Below are 20632 nucleotides of genomic sequence, written 5' to 3' on the forward strand. Positions count from 1 at the left end.
CCAGGCCGGCGCAGTACCTGTGGGAGCGGCCTTGTTTCGCGATGGGGCGCGCAGCGGCCCCGGCAATCTCGGATCAGAACCCTACACTGGCCTGCACATAGAACGTGCGCGGCTCCCCCACATAGATCCCGGCATTGTTGTCGCTGGAACGCGTGAAGTACTGCTTGTCGAAGAGGTTCTTCACCCCCGCCGCCAGCTTCAGGTTCGACAGCTGCGGCCCGAAGTCATAGCCGCCACGGGCATGCCAGGTCACGTACCCCGGAATATCGCCATACTGCCCGTCGGCACTCGGCTCGGTGATGTAGTTGCCGTTGAAGCTGCCGTTGGCATTCATCCCGGTTCCCGGCGCGCGCTGCTTGGATTGGGCGTACGCGTCCAGGTTCCAGGTCCAGCGGTTGACGGCGTAACGCAGCCCGGCGGTGGCCACCTGGCGCGAGTAGAACGGCAGGTCGCGGCCCTTGAAGCCGGGGATATCACCTTCATAGGTGGCGCGAGTGTAGGTGTAGCCACCATTGACCGACAGGCCTTCCAGCCGCGGGTCGAGACCGCCCAGGTCGTAGCGCACCGAGGCCTCGATGCCCTGGTGCTTGGTCGCCCCCAGGTTGGTCCAGCCGATGTCGTTGCTGATGTACTGCAGCTCGTCGTCGAAGTCGATGTAGAACGCGGTCAATTCACCGGCAAAACCGCCGTTGTCATAGCGCGTACCCACTTCGTAGGTCTTGGCCTTCTCCGGCTCCAGGCCGTTGGCCGTGTTGTTGCCGGTACCGCCCTGGCCCAGCTGGAAGTACTGCAGGCTGCCAAACGATGTCTCGTAGTTGGCGAACAGCTTCCAGGCGTCGGACAGGTGGTACATCACGCTCAACGCCGGCAGCGGTTCGTTGCTGGTGATGCTGCGGTTCTTCTCCGGCACCGGGCGGAAGTTGGCGTCCAGCACCGGGCGATCGCGCCAGTCGGTGTTGATGTGCTCGAAGCGGATGCCCGGGGTGATGGTCCAGTTGCCGACGTCGATCTTGTCATCGATGTAATAGGCGCTGGCCTCGGTGCCGCCGCTGCGGTCCTGGAACACATGACCGTCGGAGGTCGGGGTGACAGTGGGCACGTTGTCGACCAGGGCCAGGCGCGTGGACTGCTCGCGCATGGCTTCCTTCAAGTAGCGATACCCGACGCTGACTTCCTGGGTGGTCGGGCCGACGAAGAAGATCCGCGACAGGCGTGGCTCGATGGCGAAGGTGTGGTAGTTGCGCGGGTACGACGACAGGGTCTTCATGTCGCGCGCGGCGATGGCGCTGCCCCGGAAGCTGTCGGTGTAGTAGGTCAGCACCTCGAACTGGGTGGCGTCGTCGATCTGCCGCAGCCACTTGAACGACACGTCCTTGCGCCGGCCACTGAAATAGTCGTAGTCGCGCACCGACTGGAAGGGATCGTGGTCGTACTGGGCCTGGGTCAGGCCACCGGGCATGTCGGCACGGCCGTCGTAGTAGTGGAAGTTGAGCCAGAACTCGTCGACATCGGTCGGCGCCCAGTGAGTCTTGAGCATCACGTCGTCGATATCGTTGTCGTTGTTGCTGCTGCGGTAGCCGTCGCCGTTCACACCGGTATACAGCAACGCCACGCCCATGCCGTTGTCGGCGGTGCCGCCGACGAAGGCCGACTCGGTGTGCTTCCAGCCGCCATGACGGGAAGTCTCCAGGGTGGTGGACAACTCGCCGGAGGCCTTCTCGGGAATCGCCCGGGTCACGAAGTTGATCACCCCGCCGACGTTCTGCGGGCCATAGCGCACGGAACCGGCGCCGCGCACCACGTCGATGCTGTCGAGGTTGCCCGAGGAGATCGGCGCCATTGACAGCTGCGGCTGGCCGTAAGGGGCGAAGGCCGCCGGGATGCCGTCGATCAGCACGGTCGAGCGCGGCGACAGGCGCGAGGTAAGACCACGCACGCCGACGTTCAGCGACAGGTCGCTGCCGCCGGTGCCGTTGGAGTCCTGCACCTGCACGCCGGGGATGCCGCGCAGGGCATCGCGCACGTTCATCGTGCCCTTCTCCACCATCGCTTCGCGACGCACCACGGTACGAGCACCGGGATGATTCTGCACCACGCTCTGCTGGGCGTCGCCCAGCCAGTCACCAACCACTTTCACATCGGTGGGCGCCAGCTCCAGGCTGCCGGTGGTCAGGGTGCCGGCGGCCTGGACCGGCTTGACCACCACGGTGTCCGCGGACTGCTCGAAGGTCAGCCCGCTGCCTTGCAGCAGTTGCTGCAGGGCCTGCTCCGGCGCCAGGTTGCCGGACACCGCCGGGGCCTGCTTGCCGTCCACCAGTTCGGGGCTGAAGAACAGCTGCAGGTGGGTCTGCTGACCCAGTTGCTTGAGTGCGCCCGCCAATGGCTGGGCCTGGATCTGGATGCTGTCGGCGTAGCTGGTGCCGGCGGCGCTGACCGCCAGGGCCAGCGCCAGGCGGCGCAGCTGGAGAAGGGGCTTATTGTTGTTCACGTCTTCGAGGGGTCCTGAGAGTCGGGATAAACGCCAACCGCATGCAAATGGAAATGCTTGGCAGTTGCAGCTGGCGGGGAAGACGAACGAACGGAAAAAAACCTGAATTTATTTCAAAATAATTTCGCTGGAGCCATCCGGACGGGTCTTCACCTGCACCGGCAGGATGCTCGGCAGTGCGCGCAACAGTGCGTCCGGATCGTCGGTGCTAAAGGTGCTCGACAGCCGCAGCGCGGCGGCCTTGCCGGGTGCCACATGCAGCGGCTGGGCGCGGTAACGAGAGACTTCCACCACCACCTCGCTCAGCGGCGCGTTGTCGAACACCAGCTTGCCCTGGCGCCAGGCGGTCACGGCATTGGCGTCGACGGCATAGGGCGCGGCGACCTTGCCCTGGGCGTCGATGTGCGAACCCTGGCCGGCGCCGAGCAGCGCCAGCGACTCGGCCGCGCCCTGCACCTTCACCGAACCCTGTTCCACCGCCACGCGGGTGCTGCTCAAGTCCTGGCGCACATCGAAGCGGGTGCCGGTGACGGTGACTTCACCCTGGGCGGTGCTCACCACGAATGGCCGGCCACTGTCGTGGGCGACGATGAACATCGCCTCGCCCGCCTCCAGGCGCACATGGCGACGCCCCGCAGAGAACATCACCTGCACCTGGGTGGCACTGTTGAGTTCCAGCTTTGATCCGTCCGGCAGTTCAACCTGACGCCGCTCGCCATGGGCCGTGCTCAACGTGTCCTGATGGTTGAGCTGCTGGTACTGCCAACCTGTCCAGCCCAGCCCCAGCGCGGCCACTGCTACACCGGCCGCCAAGGCCTGGCGCAGCAGGCGGCGGCGCGCAAGCGGGCGCGCCGGCTCGGGCTGGCACAGCGCTTCGAGGCGTTGTCGGGGGATGAAATCGGCGGCGCGCCACAGCTGTACCAGGCGCTGATACTCCTCGCGATGACGTGGGTGCTGCGCCAGCCAGGCCTGCAAGGCCTGCTGCACGGCGCTGTCATGCGGCGCTTCCTGGGCCCGGGCGAACCAGCTGGCCGCCTGCTCACCCACGGGGTCGGGCGCGTGCTGTCTGAACAATGGGGTCTCCTGACTCATCTGGCCGACAGTGCTCACGCAGGTGTCGGAGCGTGCGGATCATATACTTTTCGACCATGTTCTTGGTCAAACCCATGCGCTCGGCGATCTCGGCCTGGGTCAGGCCCTCGAGTTTCTGCCAGATGAACACCCGGCGGCAGTTGAGCGGCAACTCGGCCAGCGCCCGCTCGACGCTGTCGGCCAGTTCCAGGGCTTGCACGTAGGCCTCCGGGTCGCTGCCATTGGCGGCGCCGTCGGCGAACGCCTCAAGTTCCAGTGCCTGGCGACGGTCCTCGCGGCGAAAGCCATCGACGGCAATGTTGCGGGCGGTCTGGTGCAGGTAGGCACGCGGCTGCACGACCTGCTCGCTCGGGTTTTCCAGAACCCGGACAAAGGCGTCGTGGGTGAGGTCCTCGGCCTGCTGACGACTGCGCAACTTGCGCGTCCAGGTGCCGATCAGCTCATGGTAGTGGTCGAGAAAGCCTTTGTGTCCGGACACGTTCGGGGTCGTCAGGGAGGCAGATGAGGTCGCGAATAGTAATGCTTCTCATAAATGACGGCAATTGGCCCTGCCTTGAGCCGACCAAGGGTGGTTTCCAGTGTCGGTAACAAAAAATTTATGACGAATTCAAAAAAAATGACGGGCGTCACACCGTGGCCATAAATATGAACACTCTCCGGAAAAAGCCCGTTCACCACACAACTCCGACAAACGGTCTTCTGCCGATTCTTCGGCTCTTTCGCGGCGAAAGCCAGCCAACATGCAAAGAACCCAGCTTTCAGCCGTTCGCGACCAGATCGCCACCTATTCCACAATTTTTAACGCTTGCGGCCTTTTCCGGAACATCCATGCCACACACCGGTCGGTAATTGCAGCGGTGGAGCGTCGATACACGACGAACACCCCGGACCTGCCTGTTGATCTTGCGGTTTTCACATCCTAAAGTGCGCGCCGAACGTCCATGCTGGAAACGATCCATCCGGCTCAAGTACTGACGACGAGACAGCAAGGTCACCCGCCGCCCTTTCCCGGCACGGTTGACCTTTTTGCTTTCGGCGACATGCCTTGGGAAGTAGGCGAACCAAAGTGGGGATACGGAGGACGTTCAGTGTGCTGCCACTTATCTTTTCAGTTTGCCCATGGAGCCCTTGAGCATGTCGATCCAGGTCGAAGACTACTTTGCGCGTGACACCTTCCAGAAGATGAAGGCGTTCGCCGACAAGCAGGAAACCCCGTTCGTACTCATCGATACCCAGATGATCAGCCAGGCCTATGACGACCTGCGCGCCGGTTTCGAATTCGCCAAGGTCTACTACGCGGTCAAGGCCAACCCGGCGGTCGAGATCATCGACCTGCTCAAGGAGAAAGGCTCGAGCTTCGACATCGCCTCGATCTACGAGCTGGACAAGGTGCTGGGCCGTGGCGTCAGCCCCGACCGTATCAGCTACGGCAACACCATCAAGAAGTCCAAGGACATCCGCTACTTCTTCGAGAAAGGCGTGCGCCTGTACGCCACCGACTCCGAAGCCGACCTGCGCAACATTGCCAAGGCCGCGCCGGGCTCGAAGGTCTATGTGCGCATCCTCACCGAAGGTTCCACCACCGCCGACTGGCCGCTGTCGCGCAAGTTCGGCTGCCAGACCGACATGGCCATGGACCTGCTGATCCTCGCCCGCGACCTGGGCCTGGTGCCTTACGGCATCTCCTTCCACGTCGGCTCCCAGCAGCGCGACATCAGCGTGTGGGACGCGGCCATCGCCAAGGTCAAGGTGATCTTCGAGCGCCTGAAGGAAGAAGACGGCATCGAACTGAAGCTGATCAACATGGGCGGTGGCTTCCCGGCCAACTACATCACCCGTACCAACAGCCTCGAGACCTACGCCGAGGAAATCATCCGCTTCCTCAAGGAAGACTTCGGCGACGACCTGCCGGAAATCATCCTCGAGCCTGGCCGCTCGCTGATCGCCAACGCCGGCATCCTGGTCAGTGAAGTGGTGCTGGTGGCGCGCAAGTCGCGCACCGCGGTCGAGCGCTGGATCTACACCGACGTGGGCAAGTTCTCCGGCCTGATCGAAACCATGGACGAGGCGATCAAGTTCCCGATCTGGACCGAGAAGAAAGGCGAGACCGAGGAAGTGGTGATCGCCGGCCCGACCTGCGACAGCGCCGACATCATGTACGAGAACTACAAGTACGGCCTGCCGCTGAACCTGGCGATCGGCGATCGCCTGTACTGGCTGTCCACCGGTGCCTACACCACCAGCTACAGCGCGGTGGAGTTCAACGGCTTCCCGCCGCTGAAAGCCTACTACCTGTAATGCACAACGGGGCCGCAAGGCCCCGTTTTCAATTCCATCGCGGGGCAAGCCCGCTCCCACGCCTGTGGTGAATACCCGTGGGAGCGGGCTTGCCCCGCGATATGACCGGAACGGACATACTCAAGTACCGCGCAGTTCGATCTCTTCGGCATAGCGCGCCGCATGGGCCATCAGCGCCGGCCCCGCCCCCTGCAACGTCACCAGCGCACTGCGCAGGAAATTCAGGTTGCCCTCGACCCTGGCCCGTTCCAGCCATGGCCCGGCCTCCCCGATCTCCCCCCGCTCGGCCAGCACCAGCGCCAGGCTGAACATCCCGCGAAAATCCCCGGCCTCGGCCGAACGCCGATACCAGCGCACGGCCCGGGCAGGGCTTGGCGCGGTGGCAATGCCCTGCTCCAGGTAGCGCCCATACAGGTTCATCGACTTGGCATGCCCCAGCTGTGCGGCTTTCTCATAGCACATCAACGCCTGGGCCTGGTCGGCCGGCACCCCGCGCCCGGTGGCCAGCAGGTTGGCCAGGTTGTACATCCCCCAGTCCAGGCCGGCGTCGGCCGCACGGGCATAGTGAATGGCCGACTGCGCCAGATCCACCTCGCCGCCCCAGCCGTGCTCCAGGCACCGGCCGAGCATGTTGTGCGCCATGGCGCTGCCGCCCTGGGCGGCGATGGCGAACCAACGGCGGGCCACACTGGCATCTTCTTCGATACCGCGCCCATCGAGCAGAATCTGCCCGAGCAGCAACTGCGCCTCGACCACCCCCTGCCCCGCCGCCGCGAGGATCGCCTGGGCGGCCTGACCCGGGCTGTGTTCGAGCATCGCCTGCAACCCGGCCACATCCACCACATCCTCACGACGCAACTGATAGGACACGGCTCAGACCTCGGCCCAGCGGCGCAGCAGGTTGTGATAGGTGCCGGTCAGTTGCAGCAGCGACGGATGCTCGGGCACATCGGCAGTGAGCTGGCGGACCGCGTTGTCCATCTCGAACAGCAAGGTGCGCTGGCTGTCTTCGCGCACCAAGCTCTGGGTCCAGAAGAACGCCGCATAGCGCGCACCGCGGGTGACCGGGTTGACCTTGTGCAGGCTGGTGCCGGGGTACAGCACCATGTCGCCGGCGGCCAGCTTGACCTCGCGCACGCCATAGGTGTCCTGGATCACCAGCTCGCCGCCGTCGTAGCTGTCCGGATCGCTGAGGAACAGCGTCGAGGACAGGTCGGTGCGCACCCGCTCCGGGCTGCCCTTGGGCTGGCGCAGGGCGTTGTCGATGTGGAAATCGAAATTGCCCCCTTCGCGGTAACAGTTGATCAGCGGCGGGAACACCTTGTGCGGCAGCGCCGCCGACATGAACAACGGGTTGCGCCACAGCCGCTCGATCAACGCACTGCCAATCTCCTTGGCCAGCGCATGGCCCTCGGGCAACTGCAGGTTGTGTTTGGCCTTGGCCGACTGGTACCCCGCGGTGATCTTGCCGTCGGCCCAGTCGGCCTGCTCCAGGGCCTCGCGGATGCGCGAGATCTCATCGGCGTCGAACAGCCCGGGAATGTGAAGCAGCATGGCGGCGGCACCAGATATGACCATAGGAGCGTCAATGATATTGATTCACTTTTACCTACCACAAGCCCCTTTATTCATGGCACGACGGATGAGACCGCAAAAACCGTAAGGCAAAATTGTAAAGAATGTAAATTTCTGGCGAATGGTAACGCTTCTCAATTGTTCCTTACATTCGCTTACATTAACATCCACGGCCTTCATACCTTGGGGAAGGTCTACAACAATGCGTCACGTGCCATCTGCTGTGAGTTCACCACGTCTGCTCGCCTCCGCCATCGGCGTTGCCGTCACCGCCGCCGCTTCACAAGGGGCGCTGGCTGCCGAGCAGAGCACGGATGCCGTCATCTCGCTGGACGCCACCAGCGTGAATGCGACGCAGGATGCCACCACCTACAAGTCGGACACGGCCAGCTCGAAGAAGTACACGGCTCCCCTGCGTGAAACGCCGAAGAGTGTCACTGTCATCCCGCAGCAGGTCATCCGTGACACCGGGGCTACCACCCTGGTGGACGCATTGCGCACGACCCCAGGCATCACCTTCGGTGCGGGCGAGGGCGGCAACCCCGCGGGTGATCGACCGATCATTCGCGGCTTCAATGCCGAAAGCGATGTGTTCGTCGACGGCATGCGTGATGTCGCCTCGCAAAGCCGCGAAATTTTCAACGTCGAGTCGGTTGAAGTGAGCAAAGGCCCCGGTTCGGCCTTTACCGGCGCCGGCTCCACTGGCGGCAGTCTGAACCTGGTCACCAAGACTGCAAAATTGGGTGATGCTTACAATGGCGGCTTCACCTGGGGCAGCGACCAGACCAAGCGCACGACCCTGGACCTGAACAAGCAGTTGACCGACAGCTCGGCCTTTCGCCTGAACCTGATGAAGCACGAGGCCAATGTCGCCGGTCGTGACGATGTGGATGTCAGTCGCTGGGGCGTTGCCCCCTCCTTTGCCTTCGGCCTGGGCACCGATACCCGGGTCACGGTGGGTTACTACCATCTCAAGACCGACGATATGCCGGACTACGGCATCCCGCTGAACCGCAGTGCCACGCGCAGCAAGTACAACGTGGACGGGCCGGCACATGTCGATCGCGACAACTTCTATGGCCTGAACGGTCGCGACTATCGCAAGACCAGCAACGACAGTGGCACCTTGCGCATCGAACATGACCTGAACGACAACCTGACACTGTCCAACAGCTTGCGCATGTCGCGCTCGACGCTCGACTACATCGTCACCAACCCTGATGACAGCAAGGGCAACGTTGCCAACGGCACAGTCTATCGCTCCACCAAGAACCGCAACTCCACCTCCAAGGGTTGGGTCAACCAGACCGACCTGAGTGCCAAGTTCAACACAGGCTTCATCGAACACAGCCTGGTCACTGGCCTGGAGTTCACCTACAGCGACACCCACAACCGTGGCTATGTGATCACCTCCGCCGCGGGAACCGGCACGACCTGCAACCCCGCGCTGCTCGCCTCCGGCGATTGCACCAGCCTGTACGATCCCTCCCCGGACGATAGCTGGTCGGGCACCATCACCGACAGTCCGGCCTACACCGACACCGACACCAAGACCAGCGCCGCCTATGTCTTCGACACCCTCACGTTCAATGAACAGTGGTCGCTGAACCTCGGCCTGCGCTACGACGACTACCAGACCAAGTCCAGCGGCTACAGCACCGGCGGTCGAGGCTCGGTGGCCGGCGACTTCTCCCGTGAAAACAATGCGCACCTGTGGAACTACCAAGTGGGTGTGGTCTACAAGCCCCTGCCAAACGGCAGCGTCTACGCGGCCTGGTCGACGTCCAGCAACCCGTCGGGTGAATCCAGCGGCAACGGTGGCCTGGAACTGGCCGCCAACAACAGCAATCTTGATCCGGAACGCAATCGCAACTACGAAATAGGCACCAAGTGGGACTTCTTCGACGAGAACCTCTCGCTCACTGCCGCACTGTTCCGTACCGACAAGACCAACGCACGGGTCACCGACCCTGACAATGCGACGTACCAGGTGCTCGATGGTGAGCAGCGAGTCCAGGGGCTGGAGCTGACCTACGCCGGTAACCTGACCAGCAAGTGGAAGGTCTACGGCGGTTACACCTACATGGAGAGCGAGATCGTCAAGACCACCACGGCAGCGAACCAAGGCAACCATATGCCGAGTACGCCGCGGAACAACTTCACCTTCTGGTCGACCTACGACATCGTGCCGCAGCTGACCCTCGGTGCTGGCGCGACCTTCGTCGACGCCCGCTTCGGTGACGAGGCGAACTCCGTCGAAGTACCGTCATACTGGCGCTACGATGCCATGGCGACCTATCGCCTGACCAAGAATGTGGACCTGCAGCTGAACCTGCAGAACCTGACGGACAAACGCTACTTCGACCAGGTGTTCTCGACCCACTACGCCCATGTGGCCGCTGGCCGCACTGCCTTGATGAGCGCCAACTTCCACTTCTGATGCAGCAGCACCAGGCCCCGTTCATTCGCTTGAACGGGGCTTTTGCGTATCAAGGCATAATGCACGCCGCGCAGTCCCTGGCGGCAATACAAGGTAATCGATGTGGTGAAGAAGACGCTGTTCCAATTGCACTGGTTCCTTGGCATCACCGCCGGCCTGGTGCTGGCGCTGATGGGCATGACCGGCGCGATCTGGTCGTTCCAGGAAGAACTGCTGCGGGCATTCAACGCCGAGGTACTGAAGGTCGAGATCCGCCAGGAAGGCGTGCTGGCGCCGGCCGAACTGGTGCGCCGGGTCGAGGCCGCGCAAGGCGACAAGGTCTCCATGCTCTGGGTCGATACCCGCGAGGGCAACGCCGCGCGAATCTTCTTTACCCCCGCCCCCGGCGAGCGCCGTGGCGCGCTGCGCTACGCCGACCCGTACACCGGCGAGCTCAAGGGTGACGTGGCTGGCCTGGGCTTCTTCAACCTCATGCTCAACCTGCACCGGTTCCTGGCCATGGGCGACACAGGCCGGCAGATCACCGGCGCCTGCACCTTGATGCTGATTTTCTTCTGCCTCTCGGGGCTGTACCTGCGCTGGCCGCGCAAGGCACTGGACTGGCGGGCCTGGCTGACGCTGGACTGGGCGAAGAAAGGCCGCGCCTTCAACTGGGACCTGCACGCGGTATTCGGCACCTGGTGCCTGCTGTTCTACCTGCTGTTCGCCCTGACCGGGCTGTTCTGGTCCTACGAATGGTACCGCGAAGGCCTCAATCGCCTGCTGGCCGACCAACCCGCGGCCGGCGAGCAGAAGCGTGGCGAAGGTCGCGGCGGTCGCCATGGCCCGACCAGGGTGGACAAGAACGCCCCGCCTCTTGTTGTCGATTACGATGCCATCTGGACCAATCTCAAGGCCGCCGCAGGCCCCGGCCTGTCCACCTACAACCTGCGCCTGCCGCCGGCCGGCGGGCAACCGGCGACCCTGTTCTACCTGCTGCAAGGCGCCGACCACGAGCGCGCCCTGAACACCCTCACCCTCGACCCGGCCACCGGCCAGGTCAAGCGTCACGAGCGTTACACCGACAAGTCGTTCAAGGCCCAGTTGCTGCAGAGCGTCTACGCTCTGCACGTGGGCAGCTACTTCGGCCTGCCGGGGCGAATCATCGTCACCCTCGCCAGCCTGACCATGCCGCTGTTCTTCGTCACCGGCTGGCTGCTGTACCTCGACCGTCGACGCAAGAAGCGTCAGGTTCGCGCCGCACGTGGCGCGGTGGCCACTCAGGCCAATGACGGAGATAGCTGGTTGATCGGCTTCGCCAGCCAGAGCGGCTTCGCCGAACAGCTGGCCTGGCAGAGCGCCGGCCAACTTCAATCCGCCGGCTTGCCGGTGCAGGTACGCCCGCTGGCCGAATTGGGCGAAACCGAATTGCGCCAGGCCAACCGAGCACTGTTCGTGGTCAGCACCTTCGGCGACGGCGAAGCTCCGGACAGCGCCCGTGGCTTCGAGCGCAAGGTCCTCGGCCAAGCCTGGCCGCTGGATCACCTGGACTACGCCCTGCTGGCCCTGGGCGACCGCCAGTACCCGCACTTCTGCGGCTTCGCCCGCCGACTCCAGGCCTGGCTCGGCGAACGTGGCGCCACCTGCGCCTTCAGCCCGGTTGAGGTGGACAACGCCGACCCCGCCGCCCTGCGGTTGTGGCAACAGGAGCTGACGCACCTGACCGGCGCCCGCCCGGTCGCCGCCTGGCAGCCGCCAAGCTTCGGCAACTGGCGCCTGTCGCGCCGCGATCAGCTCAACCCCGGCAGCCAGGGGGCGCCGGTGTACCTGTTGGGCCTGCAGGCAGAAGCGCCCGCAACCTGGGAGGCCGGTGACCTGATCGAGATCCTGCCACGCAACGGCCAGCCCCGTGTCGATGCCTTCCTTGCCGGCCTGGGCCTTGACCCAGGCAGCCCGGTGCAGCTCGACGGCCTGCAGGAAACCCTGGCGCAGGCCCTGGCCAGCCGCCAGTTGCCGGTCAGCCGCGAACACCTGATCGGCCTGCATGCCCAGGCACTGGTCGACGCACTGATCCCGCTCACCGCCCGTGAATACTCGATTGCCTCCATCGCCAGCGATGGCGTGCTGGAGCTGATCGTGCGCCAGGAGCGCCACGCCGATGGCAACCTGGGCCTGGGCTCCGGCTGGCTGACCGAATACCTGCCGCTGGAAGGCAGCGTCAGCGCGCGCCTGCGTCGCAACAGCGGTTTCCACCTGCCCGTCGAATCGGCGCCCTTGGTGCTGATCGGCAATGGTACCGGCCTGGCCGGTCTGCGCAGCCTGCTAAAGGCCCGCATTGCTGGAGGCGAGCAACGCAACTGGCTGCTGTTCGGCGAACGCAACCGGGCGCACGACCTGCTGTGCGGCGAGGAGCTGCAGGGCTGGGTGGAAAGCGGCGACCTGCAACGGCTGGACCTGGCGTTTTCGCGGGACCAGGCGCAGAAGATCTATGTGCAGGACGTGCTGTTGCAGCAGGCCGCCGAGTTCAAGCGCTGGATCGAGGATGGCGCTTGCGTGTATGTCTGCGGCAGCCTGCAAGGCATGGCGGCCGGGGTGGATGCGGCGTTGCAGGGAATCCTGGGCGAGGCTGTCGTACAGCAGTTGATCGAGGATGGGCGGTATCGGCGAGATGTGTACTGAAGCCTGAAAGCATCGCGGGGCCAGCCCGCTCCCACGATACCGTGGGAGCGGGCTGGCCCCGCGATTGGCCCTTAATGCAGATCGAAGGTATCGGCATCCAGGTTCGCCGGGAACCGCGCCCGGTACGCCGCAAGCTCCGCCGCCCGCAACACCACGGTGAACACCCCGTCGGCCTCGCCCGCGCTCAGCAGGCTCTCGCCCTGGAAGTCCAACACCTGGCTGTCGCCGGAGTAAGCGAAGCCCTTGCCATCGGTGCCGACCCGGTTCACCGCCGCGACGAAGCACAGGTTCTCGATGCCGCGCGCCGGCAGCAGGCGGTTCCAGTGCAGGCGCCGCGCCGCCGGCCAGTTGGCGGTGTACAGCAGCAGGTCGGTGTCCTGGGCGTCACGGCTCCACACCGGGAAGCGCAGGTCGTAGCAGATCAACGGGCGGATCCGCCAACCCTTGAGCTCGAACTGCACCTGGCGCTCGCCAGGAGTGTAGTGCTTGTGCTCGCCGGCCATGCGGAACAGGTGACGCTTGTCGTAGTGCAGGATCTCGCCGTCGGGCCGTGCCCACAGCAGGCGGTTGCGGTGGCTGCCGTCGGCGGCCTGGATGATCACGCTGCCGGTGATCACCGCGTTGGCTTTCTTCGCCTGGGCCTTGAGCCACTTGTAGGTCGGGCCGTTTTCCGGCTCCGCCAGGCTTTCGGACTCCATCGAAAAACCGGTGGTGAACATTTCCGGCAGGACCACCAGGTCCACCTCGCCGGCCTGGCCGATCAACTCCTCGAAGTGCGCGTAGTTGGCCTCGCGGTCGTGCCAGGCCAGGGTGGTCTGCACCAGGGCAATTTTCAGGTTCGGCAGTTGGCTCAGATCGCGCATAGTTTCTCCGCTGCCTGGCGCAGCGTCTCCTCGCGTTTGGCAAAGCACAGGCGCACCAGGCGTTGCTCGGGGATGGGTTGCTGGTAGAACACCGACACCGGGATGCTGGCCACGCCATGCTCACGGGTCAGCCACAGGGCCATGTCGACATCGTTCAGGTCGGGGCGGATCTGCGAATAGTCCACCAGCTGGAAGTAAGTGCCCGGGGTGCGGGTGAAAGTGAAGCGCGAGGCCTGCAGCAAATCGCAGAACAGGTCGCGCTTGGCCTGGTAGAAGGCCGGTAGCTCGTCGATGTGCTCGGGGTGCTCGGCCATGAAGTCGGCCAGGGCGCACTGCAAGGGAGTCACGCCACAGAAGTTGACGTACTGGTGCACCTTGCGCAATTCGGCGCTGAGCGCCGGTGGCGCAACCACGTAACCGGTTTTCCAGCCGGTGACGTGATAGGTCTTGCCAAACGAGCTGATGACGAAGGCTCTGCTGTACAGCTGCGCGTGGGCCAGCACGCTGGCGTGGCGCACGCCATCGTAGATCAGGTGCTCATAGACTTCGTCGCTGATCAGATAGATATCGCGGTTGCCGATCAACGCGGCCAACTGGTCCAGGTCTTCGCGGCTGATCAAGGCGCCGCTGGGGTTGTGCGGCGAATTGAGGATGACCATGCGCGTGCGCGGACTCAGGGCGTCGCTGAACCTCTGCCAGTCGATGCTGAAGCTGCCGTCGCGCAGCGGCACATGCACGCAGCGGCCACCGGCCAGCTCCACCGATGGCTCATAGCTGTCGTAGCTGGGGTCGAAGACGATCACCTCGTCACCGGGGTGGATCACCGCCTGGATGGCGCAGAAGATCGCCTCGGTGGCGCCCGGGGTAATGGTCACCTCGTGATCGGCATCCACTGCCACGCCATACAGCCGGGCGATCTTGGCTGCAACCTGCTGGCGCAGGGCTGGCAGGCCGGTCATCGGCGAATACTGGTTGTGCCCGGCGGCCACATGCCGGCCAACGGCATCGAGCAGGGCCTGGGGTCCATTGAAGTCAGGGAAGCCCTGGGACAGGTTGAGCGCACCGGTCTGCATGGCCAGTTGCGACATGGTGGTAAAGATGGTCGTGCCGACGTTCGGCAGTTTGCTGCGGATCATGGAGCCCTCTTTCCTGGGGTTTGTCCGGCACGGGGTTGGGTCCGAGCATAGCGGATCAAGCAGTCAGGAAAAAGGTTGAAACAATAGGGGGATTGCGGTGGGTCAATCGTTGCAACCCAACAGCAGAATGAAGCGTGGGAGCGGCGGTGCGCCGATGCGACTTGCCCCGCGATCAGGTCGGATCAGGCAGTCAATTGACCTGAACACTCTCATCGCGGGGCCCCTCCCAACGAGGGTTCTGCAAGCGTTGTTACTAACGCTTGTCGCGGCGCTTCTTCTCGGCCTTCTTGTGGTGCGACATCAAGCGGCGCTTTTTGTTGACCTGGCGATCGGTGAGGGTGTTCTTCTTGCCCTCGAACGGGTTGTCACCGCCCTTGTACTCGATGCGGATCGGCGTGCCGACCAGCTTGAGCACCCGGCGGTAGGTGTTCTCCAGGTAGCGCGAGTACGAGTTGGGGATCTTGTCGGTCTGGTTGCCGTGGATCACGATCAGCGGCGGGTTGGCGCCACCAAGGTGGGCATAGCGCAGCTTGATGCGGCGACCGTTGACCAACGGCGGCTGGTGCACGCTGATGGCGTCTTCGAGGATCTGCGTCAGGCGGCTGGTCGGCCAGCGGGTGACCGCCGACTTGAACGCGGCCTGCACCGACTTGTACAGGTGGCCCACGCCGGTGCCGTGCAGCGCCGAGATGAAGTGGATGTCGGCGAAGTCGACGAAGAACAGCCGGCGTTCCAGCTCGGTCTTCACGTAGTCGCGCTCGCCCGGCTCCATGCCGTCCCACTTGTTCAGGGCGATGACCACGGCGCGGCCGGCGTCCAGGGCGAAGCCCAGCAGGTTGAGGTCGTGGTCGACCACGCCTTCGCGGGCGTCCATGACGAAGATCACCACGTTGGCGTCCTTGATCGCCTGCAGGGTCTTCACCACCGAGAACTTCTCGACTTCCTCGTGGATCTTGCCGCGCTTGCGCACGCCAGCGGTGTCGATGAAGGTGTACTTCTCGCCATCACGCTCGAACGGGATGTAGATACTGTCGCGGGTGGTGCCCGGCTGGTCGTACACCACCACGCGCTCCTCGCCGAGCATGCGGTTGACCAGGGTCGACTTGCCGACGTTGGGGCGGCCGATGATGGCGATCTTGATGCCGTCTTTCTCGCTCGGGCCGGGAATGCGCGTGGCTTCCTCGCCTTCGGCGACATCCTCTTCGAGGGCTTCTTCCTCGGGGTCACGGGGAATATGGCCGAGCAGCGATTCCATCAGGGCGTTGATGCCGCGGCCCTGGGAGCCCGCCACCGGGATGGCGTTGCCCATGCCCAGCGGCGAGAACTCGGCGCGGGCGATATCGGGATCGATGTTGTCGATCTTGTTGGCGACCAGGATCGCTTCCTTGTTCCGCTTGCGCAGGTGATCGGCGATCATCTGGTCGGCGGCGGTCATGCCGGCGCGGGCATCGACCAGGAACAGCACGTAGTCGGCTTCCTCGATGGCCATCAGCGACTGCTCGGCCATCTTCTCGTCCATGCCCACTTCGTCACCGGTGATACCACCGGTGTCGATCAGGATGTAGGAACGACCTTGCCAGCTGGCATCGCCGTACTGGCGGTCACGGGTCAGGCCCGACAGGTCGCCGACGATGGCGTCGCGGGTCTTGGTCAGGCGGTTGAACATGGTGGATTTACCGACGTTCGGCCGGCCCACCAGGGCGATTACGGGAACCATGCGGCTCTCCACTCTTGAATTCTTGAAAATGCAAAGGCCGCTGCAAGGCAGCGGCCGGAGTTCGGGCGGCGCTTCATGCGCCGCGGCCTGAGCCCGCGAGCGAGCTCAAGCATAGCTTCAGCGGATGGTCAGTGCCTCGAGCTTGCCGCTGTTGCCGAAGACGTAGATGGTGTCGCCGACCACCAGGGGTCGGGCGCGCAGGCCATCGCTGTCGATACGCTCACGGCCGACGAAGCGGCCATCGACCTGGCTGAGCAGGTGCAGGTAACCCTCGAAGTCGCCCACCGCCACGTAGCTGGAGAACACTTCCGGCGCCGACAGCTGACGGCGGGCCATCGAATCGTTGCTCCACAGCGAGCTGGAAGAACGCTCGTCGACGCTCTGCACGGTACCCGACGCTTCGCTCACGTAGACGTTGCCGAAGCCTTGAGCGACACCCACATAGCTGGAAGCATCGCGCTGCCACAGCACGCGGCCGCTTTCCAGGTCCAGGCCGGCGACGCGGCCCTGGTAGGTGCTGACGTAGAGGGTGCCACCGGACAGCAGCAGGCCGCCGTCGATGTCCACCACACGGTCCAGCTCGGAACGGCCCTGCGGAATCGCCACGCGGCTCTCCCACACCGGCACGCCGTTGCTGATATCGACCGCCACCACCTTGCCGGTGGACAGGCCGGCCACGGCCAGGCGGTTGGTCACCACCGGCGCGCCGGTGCCGCGCAGGGTCAGCACAGCAGGGCTGTTCTCGTAGATCCAGCGACGGTCGCCGGTGGCGGCGTCGAAGCCGACCAGACGGTCGTCCTGGGTCTGTACCACCACCACGTCACCGTTGTTGGCGGGCGGCGCCAGCACTTCGCTGCTGACGCGCGAGCGCCAGCGCTCCTCGCCGGTGCTGGAATCCAGGGCGATGACCTCGCCCTTGAGGGTCCCCAGCATGACCAGGCCGTAGCCCACGCCCACCGCGCCGGATACCGGCAGCTCGAGGTCCTTCTTCCACACCACGTCGCCGGTGATGCGGTTCAGCGCGAAGACCTCGCCGTTGACGTCGGAGGCGTAGATGCGGTCGTTCTCGATGGCCGGCACCAGGGTGTTGTAGGTCTCGCCCTGGCCGTCACCGATCGAACGGCTCCACTGCTTCTTCAGCACCACTTCCTCGGTGAACTTGGTCAGCTCGGCCGGGGGCAGTTCCTTCTTGCTGTTGCTGCTGCAACCCGCCGCCAGCACGGCGAGGGTGAGCACTGCTGCTTGTTTCCAACCCTTCACTTCAGGCGTCCCCTTTGGCCAGGTCATCCAGCTTCAGTTGCAGGCCACCGATCGCGGCGTCGTCGGACAGCGCGGCCTTGGCTTTTTCGTAGGCGCTGTGCGCGTCGTCGGCGCGGCCCAGCTGTACCAGCAGGTCGCCCTTGAGTTCTTCGCGGCTGGCCAGGAAGGCCTTGTCGGTATCGCCCTCGAGCAGCTTGAGCGCGTCCTCGGCCTTGTCCTGGGCCGCGAGCACGCGGGCCAGACGCTGGCGCGAGATCTCGCCGAGGGTGGCGTCGGCCGGCTTGTCCAGCACGCTCTTCAGCTCGCTGGCCGCATCGTCCAGCTTGCCGCTTTCGACCGCGACCTTGGCCACGAACAGGCTGCCGTACTGGGCGTAGGCGGTGCCGCCGAACTCGCTCTTGAGCTTGCCGGACAGCTCGGCGACCTTGCTCGCGTCGGGCTTGCCGTCAGGCGTCAACGAGGTTTCCAGCAGCGCCTGGTACAGCGCCGAGGCGCCCTGGGACTGGTTGGCCTGGTACTTGTGCCAGGTCTGCCAGCCCAACACCACCACGCCAGCCAGCAGGGCGCCGGTCAGCAGCGGCTTGCCGTTGCGGTTCCACCAGTCCTTGGCTGCAGCCAGGCTCTCATCATCGGTACTCGACACCCCAATACTCCTATTCGCCTATTCGTTGTCAGACCGCGTCACGCCTGGGCGATCGCGGTTTCCAGGTGCGCGGCAAGCGCATCCCAGGCAATGTTCTGTTGTTCACCCTGGCCACGCAGGGGCTTCAGACCGATCTGCTGCTTCTCGAGCTCGTCGTCACCCAGAATCAGCGCGAACAACGCGCCGCTCTTGTCGGCCTTCTTGAACTGGCTCTTGAAGCTGCCGCCACCGGCATTGACCGCCAGGCGCAGGCCCGGCAGGCGATCGCGCAGGCTTTCGCTCAGGCGCAGGCCGGCCAACTCAGCCGGCTCGCCGAAGGCGCACAGGTAGACGTCGATGGTGCGGCTGATCGACTCGGGCACCTTGCCCAGGGTCTCCAGCAGCAGGATCAGGCGCTCGATGCCCATGGCGAAACCGACGCCTGGGGTCGGCTTGCCGCCCATCTGCTCGACCAGGCCGTCATAACGACCACCGGCGCAGACGGTACCCTGGGCGCCGAGCTTGTCGGTGACCCACTCGAACACGGTCTTGCTGTAGTAGTCCAGGCCGCGCACCAGCTTGGTATTGATCACGAACGGAATGCCGGCGGCGTCGAGGCGGGCCTTCAGGCCCTCGAAGTGCACGCGGGACTCTTCGTCCAGGTAGTCTTCCAACTTCGGCGCGCCGACCAGCACCGCCTGGGTGTTCGCATCCTTGCTGTCGAGGATGCGCAGCGGGTTGCTTTTCAGGCGGCGCTGGCTGTCCTCGTCCAGTTGCTCGAGGCGGGCCGAGAGGAACTCGACCAGCGCGTCGCGATAGCGGGCGCGGGCTTCGCTGGTGCCCAGGCTGTTGAGCTGCAGCTCGACCGCGTCCTGGATGCCCAGCAGGCCCCACAGGCGCCAGGTCAGCATGATCAGTTCGGCGTCGACGTCCGGGCCATCGAGGTTGAACACCTCAACACCGATCTGGTGGAACTGGCGGTAGCGGCCCTTCTGCGGACGCTCGTGACGGAACATCTGGCCGATGTACCAGAGTTTCTGCACCTGGCCGTTGCCGGTGATGCCGTGCTCGAGCACGGCACGCACGCAGGCTGCGGTGCCTTCGGGGCGCAGGGTGAGCGAGTCGCCGTTGCGGTCCTCGAAGGTGTACATTTCCTTCTCGACGATATCGGTGACTTCACCGATCGAGCGCTTGAACAGCTCGGTGAACTCGACGATCGGCGTGCGGATCTGGCTGTAGCCGTAGCTGTCCAGCAAGCCGGCCACTGTGCCCTCGAAATAGCGCCACAGCGGCGACTGGTCGGGCAGGATGTCGTTCATGCCACGGATGGCTTGCAGCGATTTGCTCACGAGTAGTCCTTACGAATCTGTGTCTCAGCCGCGGGCGATCAGCGCCGCGTCGGCCTCGGCCTTCTCGGCCGCTTTCTGGCGGATGAGCTTTTCCAGCTCGTCGACCAGGTTGTCGTTGTTCAGCTTCTGCGATGGCTTGCCATCGATGTAGACCAGGTTCGGCGTGCCGCCGGTCAGGCCCACGTGCGATTCCTTGGCCTCGCCCGGACCGTTGACCACGCAACCGATCACCGCCACGTCCAGCGGTACCAGCAGGTCCTCCAGGCGCCCTTCCAGTTCGTTCATGGTCTTGACCACATCGAAGTTCTGCCGCGAGCAGCTCGGGCAGGCGATGAAGTTGATGCCACGGGAACGCAGGTGCAGCGACTTGAGGATGTCGTAGCCGACCTTCACTTCCTCGACCGGATCGGCGGCCAGGGAGATGCGGATGGTGTCACCGATGCCTTCGGCCAGCAGCATACCTAGGCCGACGGCGGATTTCACCGTCCCCGAGCGCAGGCCGCCGGCTTCGGTGATCCCCAGGTGCAGCGGCTGGATGATCTGCTTGGCCAGCAGGCGGTAGGCCTCGACGGCCATGAACACGTCGGAGGCCTTGACGCTGACCTTGAAGTCCTGGAAATCCAGGCGGTCGAGGTGCTCGACATGGCGCAGCGCCGACTCGACCAGCGCCGCCGGGGTGGGCTCGCCGTACTTCTTCTGCAGGTCCTTTTCCAGGGAACCGGCGTTGACGCCGATGCGGATCGGGATGCCGCGGTCACGGGCCGCGTCGACCACGGCGCGCACACGGTCCTCACGGCCGATGTTGCCCGGGTTGATGCGCAGGCAGTCGACGCCAAGCTCAGCCACGCGCAGGGCGATCTTGTAGTCGAAGTGGATGTCGGCGACCAGCGGCACACTGACCAGTTTCTTGATGCGGCCGAACGCCTCGGCGGCGTCCATGTCTGGCACCGAGACACGCACGATGTCCACGCCGGCATCGACCAGGCGCTGGATCTGCGCCACGGTGGCGGCGACATCGTTGGTGTCGGTGTTGGTCATGCTCTGCACCGCGATGGGCGCATCACCACCCACCGGCACATTGCCGACCCAGATTTTGCGGGATTCGCGACGTTTGATCGGAGATTCGCCGTGCAT

Annotated in this window: 15 protein-coding genes; 3 read left to right on the top strand and 12 right to left on the bottom strand. The window is 64.5% G+C overall.

Features of this window, described 5'->3' with window-relative positions; genetic code table 11:
- Positions 1-73: 73 nt before the first annotated feature.
- The 3 genes from AC25MA_RS20110 to AC25MA_RS20120 form a co-directional block, all read right to left on the bottom strand.
- Positions 74-2488, bottom strand: coding sequence for a TonB-dependent siderophore receptor (locus AC25MA_RS20110; protein ID WP_486972331.1), 2415 nt, complete (start codon positions 2486-2488; stop codon positions 74-76).
- Positions 2489-2596: 108 nt separating this feature from the next.
- Positions 2597-3580 (bottom strand): FecR family protein, encoded by a 984-nt coding sequence (locus AC25MA_RS20115; protein ID WP_247283582.1) that lies wholly within the window; start codon positions 3578-3580, stop codon positions 2597-2599.
- Positions 3528-4058, bottom strand: coding sequence for a sigma-70 family RNA polymerase sigma factor (locus AC25MA_RS20120; protein WP_062364543.1), 531 nt, complete (start codon positions 4056-4058; stop codon positions 3528-3530). The genes AC25MA_RS20115 and AC25MA_RS20120 overlap by 53 nt, the downstream gene beginning before the upstream one ends.
- Positions 4059-4714: 656 nt before the next feature.
- On the opposite strand from AC25MA_RS20120, the gene AC25MA_RS20125 reads away from it, so the two are divergent.
- Positions 4715-5878: a type III PLP-dependent enzyme gene (locus AC25MA_RS20125; protein WP_028689608.1), complete on the top strand. Its 1164-nt coding sequence runs from the start codon at positions 4715-4717 to the stop codon at positions 5876-5878.
- A gap of 120 nt (positions 5879-5998) precedes the next feature.
- On the opposite strand, the gene AC25MA_RS20130 is transcribed toward AC25MA_RS20125, so the two are convergent.
- Positions 5999-6748, bottom strand: a complete 750-nt coding sequence (locus AC25MA_RS20130) for a tetratricopeptide repeat protein (RefSeq protein WP_486972332.1) — start codon at positions 6746-6748, stop codon at positions 5999-6001.
- Positions 6749-6751: 3 nt separating this feature from the next.
- Positions 6752-7432 carry a Fe2+-dependent dioxygenase gene (locus tag AC25MA_RS20135; protein WP_028689606.1) on the bottom strand — a complete coding sequence of 227 codons (681 nt, stop codon included), beginning with the start codon at positions 7430-7432 and terminating at the stop codon, positions 6752-6754.
- 223 nt (positions 7433-7655) lie between these two features.
- On the opposite strand from AC25MA_RS20135, the gene AC25MA_RS20140 reads away from it, so the two are divergent.
- Both AC25MA_RS20140 and AC25MA_RS20145 read left to right on the top strand, forming a co-directional pair.
- On the top strand, positions 7656-9893 hold the full coding sequence (locus AC25MA_RS20140) for a TonB-dependent receptor (RefSeq protein WP_028689605.1): 2238 nt from the start codon (positions 7656-7658) through the stop codon (positions 9891-9893).
- Between the two features lie 102 nt (positions 9894-9995).
- On the top strand, positions 9996-12551 hold the full coding sequence (locus AC25MA_RS20145; RefSeq protein WP_186594415.1) for a PepSY domain-containing protein: 2556 nt from the start codon (positions 9996-9998) through the stop codon (positions 12549-12551).
- A 71-nt stretch (positions 12552-12622) separates the two neighbouring features.
- Here the strand turns inward: AC25MA_RS20145 and AC25MA_RS20150 are convergent, their stop codons facing one another.
- The 7 genes from AC25MA_RS20150 to ispG form a co-directional block, all read right to left on the bottom strand.
- Positions 12623-13414 carry an amidohydrolase gene (locus AC25MA_RS20150; RefSeq protein ID WP_050704052.1) on the bottom strand — a complete coding sequence of 264 codons (792 nt, stop codon included), beginning with the start codon at positions 13412-13414 and terminating at the stop codon, positions 12623-12625.
- Positions 13402-14550 carry a pyridoxal phosphate-dependent aminotransferase gene (locus tag AC25MA_RS20155; protein ID WP_028689602.1) on the bottom strand — a complete coding sequence of 383 codons (1149 nt, stop codon included), beginning with the start codon at positions 14548-14550 and terminating at the stop codon, positions 13402-13404. Before AC25MA_RS20155 ends, AC25MA_RS20150 begins: the two co-directional genes overlap by 13 nt.
- 253 nt (positions 14551-14803) lie before the next feature.
- Positions 14804-16267, bottom strand: coding sequence for a ribosome biogenesis GTPase Der (der, locus tag AC25MA_RS20160; RefSeq protein WP_028689601.1), 1464 nt, complete (start codon positions 16265-16267; stop codon positions 14804-14806).
- A 117-nt stretch (positions 16268-16384) separates the two neighbouring features.
- A complete protein-coding gene (bamB, locus tag AC25MA_RS20165; protein WP_088852385.1) occupies positions 16385-17554 on the bottom strand; it encodes an outer membrane protein assembly factor BamB in 1170 nt (389 codons plus the stop codon).
- Positions 17529-18170, bottom strand: coding sequence for a tetratricopeptide repeat protein (locus AC25MA_RS20170; protein ID WP_028689599.1), 642 nt, complete (start codon positions 18168-18170; stop codon positions 17529-17531). The genes bamB and AC25MA_RS20170 overlap by 26 nt, the downstream gene beginning before the upstream one ends.
- A gap of 38 nt (positions 18171-18208) precedes the next feature.
- A complete protein-coding gene (hisS, locus tag AC25MA_RS20175) occupies positions 18209-19498 on the bottom strand; it encodes a histidine--tRNA ligase (RefSeq protein WP_028689598.1) in 1290 nt (429 codons plus the stop codon).
- A 24-nt stretch (positions 19499-19522) separates the two neighbouring features.
- Positions 19523-20632 (bottom strand): flavodoxin-dependent (E)-4-hydroxy-3-methylbut-2-enyl-diphosphate synthase, encoded by a 1110-nt coding sequence (gene ispG, locus AC25MA_RS20180; protein WP_028689597.1) that lies wholly within the window; start codon positions 20630-20632, stop codon positions 19523-19525.

This window comes from Pseudomonas sp. P65(2024) (assembly GCF_057480955.1).

Excerpts from the sequence above, each read along its gene's own strand:
- AC25MA_RS20115 (WP_247283582.1), bottom strand. The coding sequence starts at position 3,580 with ATGAGTCAGGAGACCCCATTGTTCAGACAGCACGCGCCCGACCCCGTG.
- AC25MA_RS20125 (WP_028689608.1), top strand. The coding sequence starts at position 4,715 with ATGTCGATCCAGGTCGAAGACTACTTTGCGCGTGACACCTTCCAGAAG.
- AC25MA_RS20135 (WP_028689606.1), bottom strand. The coding sequence starts at position 7,432 with ATGCTGCTTCACATTCCCGGGCTGTTCGACGCCGATGAGATCTCGCGC.
- AC25MA_RS20140 (WP_028689605.1), top strand. The coding sequence starts at position 7,656 with ATGCGTCACGTGCCATCTGCTGTGAGTTCACCACGTCTGCTCGCCTCC.
- AC25MA_RS20150 (WP_050704052.1), bottom strand. The coding sequence starts at position 13,414 with ATGCGCGATCTGAGCCAACTGCCGAACCTGAAAATTGCCCTGGTGCAG.
- AC25MA_RS20155 (WP_028689602.1), bottom strand. The coding sequence starts at position 14,550 with ATGATCCGCAGCAAACTGCCGAACGTCGGCACGACCATCTTTACCACC.
- der (WP_028689601.1), bottom strand. The coding sequence starts at position 16,267 with ATGGTTCCCGTAATCGCCCTGGTGGGCCGGCCGAACGTCGGTAAATCC.
- bamB (WP_088852385.1), bottom strand. The coding sequence starts at position 17,554 with ATGACCTGGCCAAAGGGGACGCCTGAAGTGAAGGGTTGGAAACAAGCA.
- ispG (WP_028689597.1), bottom strand. The coding sequence starts at position 20,632 with ATGCACGGCGAATCTCCGATCAAACGTCGCGAATCCCGCAAAATCTGG.